At 71.8% G+C, this 15,045-nt stretch carries 15 protein-coding genes and 1 riboswitch; of the genes, 6 read left to right on the forward strand and 9 right to left on the reverse strand.

Annotated features, from left to right (window positions below; translation table 11 throughout):
- Nucleotides 1–70: 70 nt before the first annotated feature.
- From ACTWNK_RS34165 to ACTWNK_RS34175, 3 genes are all read right to left on the reverse strand, one after another.
- The gene (locus ACTWNK_RS34165) at nt 71–1,618 is read right to left on the reverse strand and encodes a choice-of-anchor I family protein (RefSeq protein ID WP_474309034.1); all 1,548 of its coding nucleotides are present in this window, start codon (nt 1,616–1,618) and stop codon (nt 71–73) included.
- Between the two features lie 106 nt (nt 1,619–1,724).
- A complete protein-coding gene (locus ACTWNK_RS34170; RefSeq protein WP_474311066.1) occupies nt 1,725–1,802 on the reverse strand; it encodes a 50S ribosomal protein bL37 in 78 nt (25 codons plus the stop codon).
- 71 nt (nt 1,803–1,873) lie between these two features.
- Nucleotides 1,874–2,392, reverse strand: a complete 519-nt coding sequence (locus ACTWNK_RS34175; RefSeq protein WP_474309035.1) for a PepSY domain-containing protein — start codon at nt 2,390–2,392, stop codon at nt 1,874–1,876.
- A 149-nt stretch (nt 2,393–2,541) separates the two neighbouring features.
- Here ACTWNK_RS34175 and ACTWNK_RS34180 point away from each other — a divergent pair, with 149 nt between their 5' ends.
- The 4 genes from ACTWNK_RS34180 to ACTWNK_RS34195 all read left to right on the forward strand — a co-directional run bounded on the left by ACTWNK_RS34180 (nt 2,542) and on the right by ACTWNK_RS34195 (nt 6,896).
- The gene (locus ACTWNK_RS34180) at nt 2,542–3,312 is read left to right on the forward strand and encodes a DeoR/GlpR family DNA-binding transcription regulator (RefSeq protein WP_474309036.1); all 771 of its coding nucleotides are present in this window, start codon (nt 2,542–2,544) and stop codon (nt 3,310–3,312) included.
- Nucleotides 3,309–4,373, forward strand: a complete 1,065-nt coding sequence (gene galT, locus ACTWNK_RS34185; protein WP_474309037.1) for a galactose-1-phosphate uridylyltransferase — start codon at nt 3,309–3,311, stop codon at nt 4,371–4,373. The genes ACTWNK_RS34180 and galT overlap by 4 nt, the downstream gene beginning before the upstream one ends.
- 42 nt (nt 4,374–4,415) lie before the next feature.
- Nucleotides 4,416–4,550, forward strand: a riboswitch (cyclic di-AMP (ydaO/yuaA leader).
- Between the two features lie 3 nt (nt 4,551–4,553).
- Nucleotides 4,554–5,534: a coiled-coil domain-containing protein gene (locus ACTWNK_RS34190; RefSeq protein ID WP_474309038.1), complete on the forward strand. Its 981-nt coding sequence runs from the start codon at nt 4,554–4,556 to the stop codon at nt 5,532–5,534.
- Nucleotides 5,535–5,615: 81 nt separating this feature from the next.
- Complete coding sequence (locus ACTWNK_RS34195) at nt 5,616–6,896, forward strand: SNIPE associated domain-containing protein (protein ID WP_474309039.1); 1,281 nt, start codon at nt 5,616–5,618, stop codon at nt 6,894–6,896.
- Nucleotides 6,897–6,915: 19 nt separating this feature from the next.
- Here the strand turns inward: ACTWNK_RS34195 and ACTWNK_RS34200 are convergent, their stop codons facing one another.
- Nucleotides 6,916–7,311 carry a hypothetical protein gene (locus tag ACTWNK_RS34200; RefSeq protein ID WP_474309040.1) on the reverse strand — a complete coding sequence of 132 codons (396 nt, stop codon included), beginning with the start codon at nt 7,309–7,311 and terminating at the stop codon, nt 6,916–6,918.
- Between the two features lie 125 nt (nt 7,312–7,436).
- Here ACTWNK_RS34200 and ACTWNK_RS34205 point away from each other — a divergent pair, with 125 nt between their 5' ends.
- Nucleotides 7,437–8,234 carry a nucleotidyltransferase domain-containing protein gene (locus ACTWNK_RS34205; RefSeq protein WP_474309041.1) on the forward strand — a complete coding sequence of 266 codons (798 nt, stop codon included), beginning with the start codon at nt 7,437–7,439 and terminating at the stop codon, nt 8,232–8,234.
- Here ACTWNK_RS34205 and ACTWNK_RS34210 read toward each other — a convergent pair.
- The 3 genes from ACTWNK_RS34210 to ACTWNK_RS34220 form a co-directional block, all read right to left on the reverse strand.
- Complete coding sequence (locus ACTWNK_RS34210) at nt 8,179–8,529, reverse strand: MmcQ/YjbR family DNA-binding protein (RefSeq protein WP_474309042.1); 351 nt, start codon at nt 8,527–8,529, stop codon at nt 8,179–8,181. The genes ACTWNK_RS34205 and ACTWNK_RS34210 overlap by 56 nt on opposite strands.
- Nucleotides 8,530–8,612: 83 nt before the next feature.
- Complete coding sequence (locus ACTWNK_RS34215; RefSeq protein WP_474309043.1) at nt 8,613–9,107, reverse strand: MarR family winged helix-turn-helix transcriptional regulator; 495 nt, start codon at nt 9,105–9,107, stop codon at nt 8,613–8,615.
- The gene (locus tag ACTWNK_RS34220) at nt 9,107–10,411 is read right to left on the reverse strand and encodes a M50 family metallopeptidase (protein ID WP_474309044.1); all 1,305 of its coding nucleotides are present in this window, start codon (nt 10,409–10,411) and stop codon (nt 9,107–9,109) included. Before ACTWNK_RS34220 ends, ACTWNK_RS34215 begins: the two co-directional genes overlap by 1 nt.
- A gap of 162 nt (nt 10,412–10,573) precedes the next feature.
- Between ACTWNK_RS34220 and ACTWNK_RS34225 the strand changes: the two genes are divergently transcribed.
- The gene (locus ACTWNK_RS34225; RefSeq protein WP_474309045.1) at nt 10,574–11,179 is read left to right on the forward strand and encodes a LuxR C-terminal-related transcriptional regulator; all 606 of its coding nucleotides are present in this window, start codon (nt 10,574–10,576) and stop codon (nt 11,177–11,179) included.
- A gap of 45 nt (nt 11,180–11,224) precedes the next feature.
- On the opposite strand, the gene ACTWNK_RS34230 is transcribed toward ACTWNK_RS34225, so the two are convergent.
- A complete protein-coding gene (locus tag ACTWNK_RS34230; RefSeq protein ID WP_474309046.1) occupies nt 11,225–12,937 on the reverse strand; it encodes an ATP-binding cassette domain-containing protein in 1,713 nt (570 codons plus the stop codon).
- Nucleotides 12,934–14,811, reverse strand: a complete 1,878-nt coding sequence (locus tag ACTWNK_RS34235) for an ABC transporter transmembrane domain-containing protein (protein ID WP_474309047.1) — start codon at nt 14,809–14,811, stop codon at nt 12,934–12,936. Before ACTWNK_RS34235 ends, ACTWNK_RS34230 begins: the two co-directional genes overlap by 4 nt.
- Between the last annotated feature and the right edge of the window lie 234 nt (nt 14,812–15,045).

Genomic DNA, 15,045 nt, shown 5'->3' on the forward strand with positions numbered 1-15,045 from the left:
GGACCCGCAGCCGAGCGTGCCGCCCCCGCGTGGCCTCGGGAGCGGCACGTGTCCTCGGGCACGGGTGCGGTCAGCGGACCTCGAAGATCGCGGTGGAGCCGCTGATCTCGTTGCCGACGATGACGAGCGGCTTGTGGGTGGGGCTCTTGGCCGCGGGCACGAACAGCACGCCTTCGGGGCCCGAGTCGCCGTTGCCCGCCCAGTCACGGGTGTTGGCGTAGGCGGCGAGGCGCGGCGCGCTCGGGTCGCTCACGTCGTAGGCGACGACGCCGCCGACGCGCTCGAGACCGGCGAAGGCGTAGGTGCGTCCGGCGACCTGGCCGACCGTGACGCCCTCGGGCTCGGGGCCCTTGTTGTCGCTGCGGGTGTCGAAGGAGTCGTCGCTCTCGTTGTCGGCGTTGAAGTGCGTGGGCAGTTCGCGGGCGACGAGGCGTTCGAGTTCGTCGCCGGAGTCCCAGACCAGGCTGCCGCTCGCCGTACGGATGGACAGCGACCTGGCGCCGAAGGCACGGAGTTCGGTGGTGACACCGGCCGCGTCCTTGGGCGAGTCGGTGGCGACGGTGAGGCGGCCGAGCTCGGCGTCCTTCTTGAGCGCGGCGTCGGCGATGTTCAGGTTCTTGACCCTGACCTCGTCGGCGTGGCAGGCCCAGTCGCGGCTGTCACCCTCGTTGGCGGTGATCAGGTACGTGCCGCCGCGCGCGCGGAAGTGCGCGATGCCGTCGGGCATGTACATGCCCTTGACCGGGCGCGGCCTGATGTCGATCTTGCCGTCCTTGTCGGAGGCGTCCAGGCCGCTGGCGGCGAAGTCCTTCAGGCCGAGCGGCTGGATCTCGCGCACCTGGGCCGAGGCCAGGTCGACGACGGCGACGGCGTTGTTCTCCTGCAGCGTGACGTAGGCGGTGCCGCCGTCGACGGTGACGTACTCGGGCTCGAAGTCGTGCGAGGCGTCGGCTCCGGGGCCGGTGATGCGCACGCCCTTGGCGCGCAGCTCGTTCTCACGGCCGTTGAAGCGGCGGAAGTCGGCGGTGCGCACGGTGCCGCGCGAGACGTCGACGATGCTGACCGAGCCTTCGGGGTCGTCGACCTGCCCGGCGCAGTACGACAGCGGCTCGCCCTCGTTGGCGACGACGACCTTCTTGCCGTCGGGCGTGAAGGTCACCATGTCGGGCAGCGCGCCGACGGTCACCTGACGCAGCTTGCGGCCGCTGGCCGCGTCGAAGAGGGCGACGGTGCCCGGCGCGGTCTTGACCTGCGCCTGCTGGGCGACGGCGACCATGCCGCCGTGCACGGCGACGCTGTTGGCGCCGGGCGTCTGCAGCGTGCTGACCTTGCGGGGCTTGCGCGGGTCGCGGATGTCGATGACGTCCAGCGTGCCCGTCTGCGCGTTCACGACGAAGACGCGGCGGGTGGCCTCGTCGTATGCGGTGATCTCGGAGGCGCCCGCGTCGCCGGTGTCGATGCGGCCGAGCAGGGACAGCTCGATGCCCTTGGCGGGCAGGCCGGGCTTGCCGGGCTTGTTCGGCTGGATGGCCGGGTCCGCGGCCGATGCGGGGCTTGCGGTGAGGAGGGTGGCCAACGCCAGTCCAGCGGCGGTGGCGACGGCAGTCGTGGTGCGCATGAGCGGAAGTGTCACGAAATCTCCTGACGTACTGCTTACGCCCGCCTGACCGTGAGATGAACATCGCAGGCCAGACGCCCGCCGGCCGAGCCTCCTCACCGCCGGGTCAGCGTCCCGTGGGTCGCTTGCCGTGGTTGGCCTTGCTCTTCTTGCGAGCCTTGCTCTTGCGCTGGCGCTTGCCCATGGCTCCTCCGAACGTGGTCGCGTACGGCGTGCGCACCCAACGTCTCCCGTACGGGGGCGGCGGGCAAGACCTCAGTTCGTCTGCGTCACCGTCGCCTGGCCGCTCGCCGCGTCGACCTCGACGCTCGACTTCTTGCGCGCCGCGTCGACGACGTCCACGTCCCAGACCGTGCGGCCGTCCTCGTCCTCCAGTTCGGCCAGGGTGACCTGGGCTCCGGGCACGGCGGCCCTGGCCTTGTCCACGGCTCCCGAGATGCCGATCTTGTCCTTGGCCACCAGGGCCTTGGCCTCGGCCGCCTCGTCGGCGGGTTCGTTCTGGCGGCCGGTGACCGCGCCGGTCTCGGCGTCGATGCGCACGTCGACCAGCGTGCCCGTCTCGCTCAGCACCGAGCTGAACCAGCGTGGCGGCGGCTGCGGCGCGTAGAACTGCACCATCGTCGGCGTGCCGTCCTTCTTGGCGAGCTCGACGGCCTTGTCGAAGGTGACCGCTCCTGCGGGCACCGACACCGCCGGTGACGACACAGCGGTGGACGGCGAGGTCGCGGCCTGTGTGCCGCAACCGGCCAGGGCGAGCGCGAGGACACCCAGCATGAGTCTCATCCCCTGGTGATGACCGCTGACCGGCGGCGGACACGAGACCTGACCAGAGCTTTGCCCGACCACTTTCCCCCAGGAACCAACATCGTCGTGTCATAATTTGGGGGAATCTGTTGAAACACCAGTCAGCGAAGGGCGGCCGGATGCTCGCACAGCAACGGCAGCAGGCGATCGTCGAACGCGTGCGCAGGAGCGGCGGCGTCCGCGTGGCCGACCTGGTCCGCGAACTCGGCGTCTCGGACATGACGATCCGCAGGGACCTGGAGCTCCTCGCCGAGCGCGGCCTGCTGCAGAAGGTGCACGGCGGCGCGACCGTGGCCGGGCCCGGCTCGGCCGAGGAGCCGGGCTTCGCCGCCAAGTCCGGCAGGCAGCAGCCGGAGAAGGACGCCATCGCCCGCCGCGCCGCCGAACTGGTCGCGCCGGGCACCTCGGTCGCCCTGTCCGCGGGCACGACCACGTGGGCGCTGGCCCATCACCTGACCGACGTGCCCGAGCTGACCGTCGTCACCAACTCGATCCCGGTCGCCGAGGTCTTCCACCGCCATCCGCGCGCCGACCGCACGGTCGTGCTGACCGGCGGGGTGCGCACGCCCTCCGACGCGCTCGTCGGACCCGTCGCGGTCACCGCCATCCGCGACCTGCACGTCGACACGCTGTTCCTCGGCGTGCACGGCATGAGCCCGAGGGCCGGGTTCACCACGCCCAACCTGCTGGAGGCCGAGACCGACCGTGCGCTCGTCGCCTCCGCGCACCGGCTGGTGGTGCCGGTCGACCACACCAAGTGGGGCATGGTCGGCATCAGCACCATCACCGGCCTGGACGCCGCCGACGTGGTGGTCAGCGACGCCGCCTTGCAGGAAGAGGCCAGGGCCGAGTTCGGCGACCGTCTGATCATCGCGGAGGACCCCTCGTGAAGCGCACGCTTACCCACCTGGCCGACGGCAGGGAGCTGTTCTACTTCGACCACTCGGACTCCGCCGTGCGCGACGCCCGCGACCTGCGGGAGCTGCCGCCGCGCCCGCCCGCCTCCGAGCTGCGCCTGGACCCGCTGACCGGCGAGTGGGTGGCCATGGCCGGGCATCGGCAGAGCAGGACGTTCCTGCCGCCCGCCGACGAGTGCCCGCTGTGCCCGTCGGCGCCGGGCCGGCTGTCGGAGATCCCGGCCGGCTCCTACGACGTGGTCGTCTTCGAGAACCGCTTCCCCTCCTTCGGCCCCCTCCCGGGCGCGCACGGCGAGGCGGGCGGGCTGAGCGAGGTACGGCCGGGGCTCGGGCGCTGCGAGGTGGTCTGCTTCACCTCCGAGCACGCCTCCTCCTTCTCCCGGCTGGCGCCCGAGCAGGTGGAGCTGGTCATGCACGCCTGGGCCGACCGCACGGCGGAGCTGTCGGCGATGCCCGGCGTCGAGCAGGTGTTCTGCTTCGAGAACAGGGGCGAGGAGATCGGCATCACCCTGGCCCATCCGCACGGCCAGATCTACGCCTATCCGTATGTCACGCCGCGCACCCGTCTGCATCTGCGGGCCGCCGCGCGCAGGCCGGGGCTGTTCGCCGAGGTGCTCGCGGCCGAGCGGGCGTTCGGCGAGCGCGTCGTCGCGGCCAACGAGCACTGGACCGCGTTCGTGCCCGCCGCCGCGCGCTGGCCGTACGAGGTGCATCTGTATCCGCATCGGCAGGTGCCCGATCTGGCGGCGTTGTCGGAGGCGGAGATGCGGGCGTTCGGGCCGCTCTATACCGATGTGCTGCGGCGGCTGGACGGACTGTTCGGGGTGGTCATGCCGTATGTGTCGGCCTGGCACCAGGCGCCGGTCCGGGAGGGTCGGGAGCTGGCCTACCTGCATCTGGAGCTGTTCTCCATCCGGCGGGCGCCGGGCAAGTTGAAGTATCTGGCCGGGTCGGAGTCGGCGATGGGCGCCTTCGTCAACGATGTTCTGCCCGAGGAGGCGGCCCGGCGGCTGCGGTCACAGGTAGATCACTGATTGATCTCAGCGGAGAGTCGCATGGTGCTGCATTTACCACTAATATCCATCTCGCCTAGTTCCGGGCGTGTTGCCCGGAAGCCGGGGACCCACTCCCTCGGGGTGAATCCACTTCGGTGGTAGGGCTCCTCCCGCCCGAACCCGTCAGCTAACCCGGTCGGCATGAGGAGAGGAGAGTGCGTGGCGGCCCCGTCCCCCACGTCGCGTCGCCGCACGGCACCACGCTTCATCAGCACGGCGCTCTGCGTTCTGAGCGCGGCAGCCCTGGTCTGCGCCCCCGCCACCGCAGGAGCCGCGCCCAAGCCCAAGGAGAAGCAGCTCCGCGCCGACCTGGCCAAGCAGAATAAGAAGGTCGACCGCCTGATCGAGGCCTACAACGCCAAGCGCGTGCAACTGGCCAAGGCGCAGGAGTCGGAGAAGAAGGCGAACAAGCGCCTGGCCGCCGCCGAGCAGGCGCTGGTCACCGCGCAGGAGCAGGTCAGCGAGATCGTCGAGCTGCGCTACCAGGCCACGACCGGCGGCATGCGCCTGCCGTTCGGCGGCAATCTGGGCGGCGCGGCCATCCTTGAGCAGCTCGTCGGCCAGCAGGAGGCGGTGCTCACCTCCTTCAGCACCGCACGCGACGAACGCAAGCAGGCCGCCGACGCCGCCCAGGTCGTCACCGGCCAGATCCGCAAGGACGCGGCCGAGGTCGAGGGCCAGCGCGAGGAGGCACAGGACCTCATCGACGAGATCCAGAAGAACCTCGACAGGCTCGTGCCCTACGGCACCGGCCGCCGCTCCGACGGCAGCTGGGCCCCCGAGCTGCCGAGCGGCGCCGACAACATCACGCCTCGCATGCGCCTGATGCGCGACCTCATCCGCAAGAACTTCGACCTGCCGTACCAGGTGGGCTGCTACCGCGTCGACGACAGCGGCGAGCATCCGCTGGGCCGGGCGTGCGACTTCATGATGAGCCAGGGCGGTTCGATGCCCTCCGCGGCCAACCAGGCGCTGGGCGACAGGATCTCGGCCTGGGCGATCAAGAACAAGGACCGGCTCGGCGTGAAGTACGTCATCTGGCGGCAGCGCATCAACATGGGCTCGGGATGGCGCACGATGTCCAACCGAGGCGGCATCACGGCCAACCACTACGACCATCCGCACATCTCGATGTACTAGGACGCGGGGCCGCGACCGGTAAACCGACGGGCCGTGACGGCAGTCCTCTTCTGTGACACGTGTGACGAGGAGGATGCGCCGGTGGAGTACCGCTTTCATTCGCCGCCGGGCTGGCCCGAGCCCCCGGCGGGCTGGCGTCCTCCTGCCGGGTGGCGGCCGAGCCCCGCGTGGCCGCCCGCGCCCGACGGCTGGGTCTTCTGGGTCGCGGTCCAGCCCGCCGTCCCGGCGACCGAGCGCGACGGGCTGGCCGCGATGACGCAGGCCCTGCGCCAGGAGCACATCGGCCTGCAGGCCGCCGTCGCCGACGCCGCACTACGCCTGCGCGAGATCGAGCAGCAGATCATCCACACCGAGGAGACCGTGCTGCTGCAGGAGGCCGGTCTGTACGAGTACCGCCACCCGCTGAGCGACGCCGTCGCCTACAGGGACAGGCTCGCCCAGGTCAGAAACCGGATCAAGGCCCTGGCCAAGGACGGCACCGCCGTGATCGGCGCCACGAACTGGCAGATCAACGGATCGCTCGCCGAAGGGCGCAGGATGGTGCGCGACTTCTCCAGGCTGATGCTGCGCGCCTACAACGCCGAGGCCGACAACTGCGTGCGCACGATGCGCCCGTACAAGCTGCAGTCGTCGGTCGACCGGCTGGAGAAGGCCGTCGAGACGATCGTCAAGCTCGGCCGGACGATGAGCATCCACGTCAGCGGCGAGTACCACCGCCTGCGCCTGTACGAGCTGGAGCTGACGGCCGACCACCTGGCCAGGCAGGAGGAGGAGAAGGAACGCTCCAGAGCGCAGCGCGAGCGCCAGCGCGAGGAGGAGTCCGCCCGCAAGGAGTTCGAGCGCGAGAAGGCCAGACTGCGCAAGGAGGAGGCGCACTACCGAGCGGCGCTGGCCAAACTGCTGGCCGGAGGCGACGAGCGGGGAGCCGGGGAGCTCAGGGCCAAGCTGGAGGAGATCGGCGCGGCCGTCGGCGACGTCGAGGCCCGCGAGGCCAATGTGCGGGCCGGATATGTGTACGTGATCTCCAACATCGGCGCGTTCGGCCCGGACATCGTCAAGATCGGCATGACCCGCAGGCTCGAACCCCAGGACAGGGTGCGCGAACTGGGCGACGCCTCGGTACCCTTCACGTTCGACACCCATGCCCTGATCTTCAGCGACGACGCGGTCGGCCTGGAGAGCCGATTGCACAGCGAGCTGAGCAGCCGGCGGGTCAACCGGGTCAACCCGCGCAGGGAGTTCTTCCACATCACGCCCGCCGAGGTCAAGGTGGTGCTGGAGCGGATCTCCGGCCACCACCTCCTGGAGTACCGCGACACCCCGGAGGCGTTGGAGTGGCACCAGTCCCGGCATGCGCCCTGACGCCGGACCTGCTCGCGGGTCAGTCGATGCGCTGGCAGATCTCCACGGGAAGCCTGGGCGACCAGGTGGCGGTGGCCTCGTCGTAGGCGCGGGCGTAGCCGTTCTTGCCGCCGGCGCACGGGGCCGCGACGGTCGTCTCGACGTACACGGCTCCGCCTGGCGTGATGGAGTGCGTCCTGGCGACGACCCACTTGGAGAACACCGTGCGTCCCGAGTTGAACTTGACCGCGACGAACACGCGCCGATCGACGGTGAAGTTGCCTCCGGCGACCTTGAGGTGCCCGTTGAAGGTGTAGTTGAACAGGAAGCTGGGCCCGGCCGAGGCGTGGGCCGCGGAGCCGAGCGCGGGAGCGCCGACGGCCAGGAGAGCGGCGGTGGCGGTGGCGGCGGCCAGGGTACGCAGAGTGCGGTTCATCGGGATCTCCTGTGCGATCGTGTGAAACGAGCGGTCCGGAACGATGTGCCGTGCACCACCATGGAACAGGCGGCTGCCTGCAGACCGCTTTCACCGCCCCTGACATCCACCTGCAGAGGAGCTCCATGAGCGATCACGACACCACCCGGCTGCTGCGCACGTTCGTCGACGCCCTCACCGAGGCCGTGCCCCCCGTCGCGGTGTGGGCGCACGGGTCGCTGGCGCTCGGCGACTACCAGGAGGGCCGCAGCGACCTCGACCTGCTCGCGGTGCTGGCGAGCGCGCCCGGCGACGAGGAGAGCGGCAGGCTGCGCGCCCTGCACGAGAAGCTGGACGCCGCCGACCCGCTCGCCGCGAGACTGCACTGCTCCTACCTGGTCGCGGGCGAACTGGCCGACGCGCGGGTGCGGCATCTGACCTGGGCGCACCGCGAGGTGATGCACCGCCAGGTCACCGCCGTGACCAGACGCGAACTTCACCTCGGCGGCCTGACCCTGTACGGCCGCGCGCCCGGTGGCCTGCTGCCCGAGGTGCCCGACGCCGACCTGGCGGACTTCGTCCGGACCGAACTGCGGACGTTCTGGCTGCCCGCGACCGCCAAGACCGCCAACTGGCTGCAGGACGTCTGGGTGGACCTCGGCGTGCTCACCGTGGCCAGGGCCGACGTCACCCTGCGCCACGGCCGCCTGATCTCCAAGCGGGAGGCGCTGGACGTGGCCGCCGACCTGGGCGCGCCGCAGGAGGTCCTGGACGACATCAGACGCCGAAGGTACGGCCACGCCGAGCCCACGACACCCGGCTGGGCGGCACGGCGGGCCGAACTGACCCTCGCCTACCTGCCCGCCGCCATCGAGGCGACCGCCGCGCTCAGCCCAGCAACGCCACCAGTGTCTTCGGCGCCACCACCCGATAGGCGTCGGTGACGATCTCCTTGACCTCGGCCCAGTCCACCGGCACGTCCAGGTAGACGCCGAGCCAGCCCCGGTGCCCGACGTACGGCGGCCGGAAGAACCTCTCCGGCGCCTCGGCCACCAGCGCCTCCTGCACGCCCGGCGCGGCCGCGCACCAGAAGCCGAGCCGATCGTCGTGGTGATGATCGGCGTACATGACGAACGTCTTCTTCCCCCGTACGAACCAGGTCGGCTCGCCGTGGCTCAGCCGCTCGGTCGTCTCGGGCAACGCCAGGCACAACCGCCGCAACTCCTCAAGCGCGTCCATGACGACACGCTACGGCAATCCCCACGATCGGCCCCACGTCCGGCCCCACGTCCGGCCGCCCGCCGAGCCGCGACACGAACGGCTCAGCGCGGTTCGAGCGCCTCCGCGATGAGCTCGTCGAGGCGGCCCACGTCGGCGGGGCGTGCCGCGACCGCCTCGGCGAAGCGGCCGAGCAGCGCGGCCAGGCTCTCGCGGTCCGCCTCGGGCCACTCGTCGAGCAGGCCCTCCAGGTAGGCCCGGCGATACCTGGTGACGGCGTCGAGCACGCGCCGCCCCTGGGCGCTGACCACGAGCCTGACCCGGCGCGCATCGACGGCCGAGGCCTCGCGTACGACGAAACCGGCCCCGATGGCGTCGTTGACCAGCCGGGAGGCCGTCGAGGGATCGACGTCGAGGCGTTCGGCGACGGCCCCGATCGTCACCTCCTCGCAGCAGCGGCCGAGCGCGTCGACGGCGTGCACCACCATGACGTTGGACATGTGGACCGGCCGGTCGCCGCGGGTGCGCAACGGCCTGGCCCACATCCGGCGCAGCCGCAGCAGCGACACGTCGATCGTGGCACTGAGCGAACCGTCCATCAGCCCGAGAGCCTGACCGGGTTGACCAGGTCGGCGTACATGAGCAGACCGGCCATGATGATCATCATGAAGGCCAGCGCGTAGGTCAGCGGGAGCACCTTGGCGATGTCGACATAGGCGGGCTCCGGCTTGCGCCTGACCTTGGCGTAGGCCCGCTTGAGCCCCTCCCACAACCCGCCCGCGATGTGCCCGCCGTCCAGCGGCAGCAGCGGGATGAGGTTGAACATGCCGATCGCCAGGTTGAACCCGGCCAGCAGTTGCAGCAGCGTCGCCACCTTGTTCTCGGTGGGCGCGTCGGAGGCGGCGATCTCACCGCCGATCCGGCCCGCGCCGATGACGCCGATCGGCCCGTTGACGTCGCGCTCCTCGCCGGAGAAGGCGGCGTGCCAGACGCCGACCATCTTCTGCGGCAGGTTGAGCAGCGAGGCGGCCACCTTGCCGACCAGGTCGCCCATGTGCGTGAACACATAGCCGACGCTCTGGCGCTCGATGGCGACCGTGGGCCCGACGCCGAGGAAGCCGACGTTCTTCTCCACGCGCCTGGGGTCGTCGAGCGCGGGCCGGTCCTGGGCGATGAGCGTGACGGCGAGCGTCATGGGCTGCCCGGCGCGCTCGATGCCGATCTGGACCGGCCCGGCGCCGTTGGACCTGATCCGGGTGGTGAGGTCCTCCCAGGAGGTGATCTTCACGCCGTTGAACGCGACGATGGTGTCACCGGCCTGCATCTTGGCCTGGGCGGCGGGGGTGAGCTGGTCGCCGGGCGCGCAGGCGTCGCGCTGCGCGCTGACGGGGATCACGCACTTCTGCGTCTCGGGCGAGACGACCGGCTTGAGCACCTGCACGCCGAAGCCCATGAGCACGATCGCGAACAGGATGAAGGCCAGCACGAAGTTCATCGCCGGGCCGCCGGCCATGATGATGACCTTCTGCCACCACTTCTTGCGGTAGAAGACCCGGTCGGCGTCCTGCGGCCCGACCTCCTCCTGCGCCACGTCGCGCGCCTGGTCGATCAGGCCTTGGAAGGGACCGGTCGAGGCGCTGCGCAGCTTGCCCGGCTCGTCGCCCGGCCTCGGGGGCAGCATGCCGATCATGCGGATGTAGCCGCCGAGCGGGATCCACTTGATGCCGTATTCGGTCTCGCCCTTTCTGCGCGACCACATCGTCGAGCCGAAACCGACCATGTACTGGGTCACGCGGACGCCGAAGATCTTCGCGGGCACGAGGTGCCCGATCTCGTGCAGGGCGATGGAGGCCATGAGTCCGAGGAGGAACACCACGATCCCCACAAGGAAAAGCCAGCTCACTTTGTAGTCTCCCGGCAGGCGAGACGGTCCGGACTGCTCCAGGTTACGCGAAGTCTCAGGCACCGAACGGCTTGCGCGCCCTTTGCCGAATCGAGAGACTGCGTTGACAGTACGGAGTCATCCGATCACCCTGGGACATAAGGGTACGTAGGAGGGAGCGTCTTGATCCGGATCCTGGTTGCCGAGCACCTGCCGTTGGTCAGGCGGGGGCTGGTCGCATCACTCGACGCGGAGGCCGATCTGTCGGTCGTGGCCGACGTCGGTTCCGGTGAGGACATCCTTCCCGCCGCGCTCCTGCACGAGCCGCACGCCGCCGTGATCGACCTCGACCTGCCCGGCGTCGACGGCCTCTCGGCCTCGGCCAGGCTGCACGAGAAGGTGCCGCTGTGCCGCGTGCTCATCCTTTCGGCTCAACCCAATCCCGGCCAGGTACGGCGGGCGTTCGGCGTGCACGCGCTGGGGTTCATGAGCCTCGACGTGCCCACCGAGACGCTGGCCGAGGGGCTGCGCAGGGTCGCGACCGGTCATCGGGCCGTCGACTCCGACCTGGCGGTGGCGGCCATGGAGGCGGCGGCCAACCCGCTCACGCGCCGCGAGCTCGACGTGCTGCGCATCGCGGCGGGCGGCGCCAGGTCGACGGAGATCGCCGACGAGCTGTTCCTCTCGGTCGGCACCGTGCGCAACCACCTGTCGCGCATCATGTGCAAGACCGGCGCCCGCAACCGTCTCGACGCCGTGCGCATCGCCAGCGACTCCGGCTGGCTGTGATCCCCACGGTGCCCCTGCAGCGCCTCCGTAGCCCCCGTGCCGCACTCAGGCGCTCCAGTGCCCGACCAGGTCGCGGTAGAGCTCCGAGCGGGCCAGCAGGCTCTCGTGGTCGCCCTCCACCGCCCGCGCGCCGTCGAGCACGAGCACCCGCCTGGCCCGCAGCGCCGAGCTCATCCGATGGGCGATCACCACGAGCGTGCCCGGCCGCTCGGCGAAGGCCAGTTCGGCCCGCGCCTCGGCCGCCGGGTCCAGGTGGCAGGTCGCCTCGTCCAGCACGACCAGCCGGGCGGGTGACAGGTAGGCCCTGGCCAGTGCGACGAGCTGACGCCTGGCCGGTGAGGTGGCCGCCGGGTCGATCCAGGCGTCGAAGTCGGTGTCTGGGAGGCCGATCGCGCGCGCCGCCTCCCAGACCATGTCCTCGGTGGCGTGCGGGCGCAGGTATCTCAGGTTGTCGCGCAGGCTGGCCCCGAAGACGTGGGCCTCCTGCGGGACCAGCACCCGTCGCCTGTTGAGCACGACCGGGTCGAACGTCGCCAGCGGCGCCCCGGCCAGCGTCACCTCCCCCCTGCCGGGCTGCAGCACTCCGGTCAGCAGGGCGGCGAGCGTCGACTTGCCGATGCCGCTCGGTCCCACGACGGCCAGGTGCTCGCCGTCGGGCACCTCGATCGACAGCTCGCGCACGACCGGCTCGGAGCCGGGCCCGTAGGCGAAGGTCAGGCCGCTGACCACCACGTCGTTGCCGTGCCGCCACACCTCACGCGGGCCCCAGCCCGGCTGCGCCGCGTGTTCGACCGGCGTGGCGTCCAGCAGCCCGCGCACGGCGACCACGAAACCGGCCCCGGAGCCGCCCAGACCGTGCACGAGGGTGCGCAGGGCCGGTTGCACGCCGTACAGGACGAAGACGGTGGCGCCGAGCAGGGCGCCCGTGGTGACGCCGCCGCGCAGCAGCGAGGGGCTCGCGAGCAGCAGCAGGAGCACGGGCAGCCAGCCGCCGACGGCCAGGCAGACGGCCGAGAAGGAGTTCAGCCTGACCACCGCCCTGGCAGCCCTGGCGTGCGCCTCGACGCCGGCGTCCGCCATGGCGGCGACGCCCTCGTCGGCCCCGGCCGCCACCACATCGCGCACACCCGCCACGACACCGGCCGAGGCGGTCGCGACGTTGTCCTCGCACCGCAGCAGGGCCCGCCGCCTGGGCGTCAGTGCGACGAGCAGCCAGGCGAACAGCGCCACGGCCACCGCCACCGGCGCCACGACCAGCGGCGTCACGATCGGCGCCAGGGTCGCCAGGCCGATCACCGCGCCCAGCGTCGTGAACGCGAACGCGCGTACCACCATGATCAGACCGGCGAAGGAGTCGCGGACCAGCTCCACCTGCTGGGTCAGCCGCGCCACCATCGCGGCCCCGCCGATCTCCCTCGCCGGAGTTCCGGCCCCCGTCGTAGCGGCGTGCAGCGTGCCGCCGACCACCCTGCGAACCAGGGCGTCACGCAACGGCTCGACGATCGCGCCCACGCGCGGCACGACCCGGCCTGCCGCCAGCGCCCCGCACACCACCGCCGCCGCGAACACCGCGAGCCACGCCAGTCCCGCCACCGGCGCCCCCACGAGGAACCCGTCGTCCAGCGCCCTGGCCGCGGCATGTCCCGAGACGAACGCGGGCAACGCCTCCACCACCGACCACCACAGCAGCGCCACGTAGTGCCGCCTGTCCCGCCTGACGGAGGCGCCGACCAGCCCGGCCACCGGCCCCCGCGTCACGGGCACCCCCCTTCGGGTACGGCCAGCCGCCGCCGCGCCTGCCCTCTGGGCGTCACGCGTACGGCCGCGAACGGGACGGTGGGCGCCTCCGCCTGGTGCTCGGGCACGGGCGGCGCCGGGCGCGGCGGTGTGGGGACGGTGTCGCCCGGCGGGTCGAACACCGCACGGTAGGCGGGGTCAGACCACAACGTACGGTGCTCGGACAGGGCGTGCAGCCTGCCGTCGCGCAGCCAGGCCACCAGGTCGGCACGCGCCGCCGTCGCCGTCCTGCCGGCGACGATGAGCCGGGTGCGTCCCTTGAGCTCCTCGGTGATCGCCCTGCTGACCTGCAGCTCCGTCGCCGTGTCCAGGTTCGAGACGGCGTCGTCGAAGATCACTACCCGTCCGGGGTGCGCGAACGCCCTGGCCAGGCCGAGGCGCTGGATCTCGCCGCCCGACAGGTGAGCACGCGCGGGCGGCGTGGCGTAGCCGTCGGGCAGCCGCCTGATGAACGCATCCGCCCTGGCCGCACGTGCCGCAGCGCGCACCCCCTCGTCCGGCAGCGCCCGCCCGTCCGGGCCCAGCGCGATGAGGTCGTAGAGAGTACGGCCGAGCAGCGCCGGCCGGTCGAACGCATAGCCGACCGCCCCGCGCAACGCCTCACGCGACAGCTCCGCGATCGGCACGCCGTCCAGCAGGACGCGTCCGGCATCGGGCTCGGCCAGTCGTCCCGCCATCGCCGCGAGCAGGGAGCCGCCCGCGCCGACGACCGCCACGCTCAGCCCGCTGGGCACGGTGAGCGTCACACCGTCGAGCTCGCCGCCCCTCACCCCGGCGAACTCCAGCCTGCCGAGCGCCAGCCGTACGGGGGTGGGGTTGTTGCGGATCGGCCACACGCGGCGGCCGGGCAGCGGGTCGACGGGGGTGTCTGGCAGGTCGCGCGTGCCGTAGGCGATGCGGGGATGGGCCAGCACCTCGGCCGTGCGGGCGACGGCCTTCCTGGCCCCGGTCAGGCGGCCGAGCAGGACGAGCACGGCGCCGAGCCCGGCCCCCACGACGGCGTAGCGCGTGGCGGCCACCAGATCGCCCGGCGAGATCGCCGAGCCGGCGAGCAGCACACCCGCGACGGCGACCACGGCGAACGGCGTGAGCGGACGCAGCAGCGCCGTCCGCACCGCGGCACCGGTGCCCGCCCGCCACCTGCCGTCGCCGTGCCTGCGCAACTCGGGAAGCACGGCCAGCACACGGGCGCGTTCCTCGGCCTGGGTGCCGCAGGCGGCGATGGTCCTGGCGCCCGCGAGCGCCTCGGTCAGCCGCAGGGCGAGCACGCCTTCCACCCGCCGGTAGTGCTCGGCGGCATCCGGGCTCTCGCGTACCAGTGCCCTGCGCAGCAGCGCCGTCGCCAGGCTGCCCGCCAGGAACGCCAGGCCGAGCCGTACGTCGAGGGCGGACAGCATCGCCGTACTGCCGAGCGGCAGGGCGAGCGAGGTCAGGGCGAGCACGGCGGCGGGGGGCGCGTGGCCCGCCTCGTCGGTGTCGCCGGTCATGCGGGTGATCAGGTCCCCGGCGCCGAACCGTCGAAGCGCAGACGGTCCGGCGCCGAGGACATGTCGGATCAGCCGGTGCCGCAGCTCGGCGATGACGCTCACCCGGCTGATCCCAGCGCTGAGGTCGGTCGCGACCTCCCCCACCACCGCCAGGACGACCACCAGCGCGCACACCGCGAACCATCGCGGGTCGGCTGCGCCGGCGATCACGCTGTCGAATGCGGCCCCGAGCGTCAGCGGTAACGCGAGCTCGGCCGCGGCCGTGGTCAGCGAGGCCACGGCCAGTAAGGACGTCCAGCCGCCGGCCCGCCGGACGAGTCCGGCCAGAAGGCGATCGGCGTCCCGCATGTCAGCCTTTCTTGGGGTCGGCCTTTCCAGGGGTTCGGCAAGCAGGGTGCATGGCCGAGTCCCGAGCGAACCGCGCCGCTCACCCGGGACCCGGGTCACACGGGCTTCAGCAGCGCAGCGGGCCCGGTCGGCCCGCTCCACCGCCGTCGCCACAACACCGGCCGCGACAGCTGTCGAAGCCGCCGTAGCCGCCAGGGGTCTCGGCCTTCCTCGCCCGCGGGTCGAGAATCGCCA

It is taken from the genome of Nonomuraea sp. IBHARD001, from assembly GCF_056106265.1.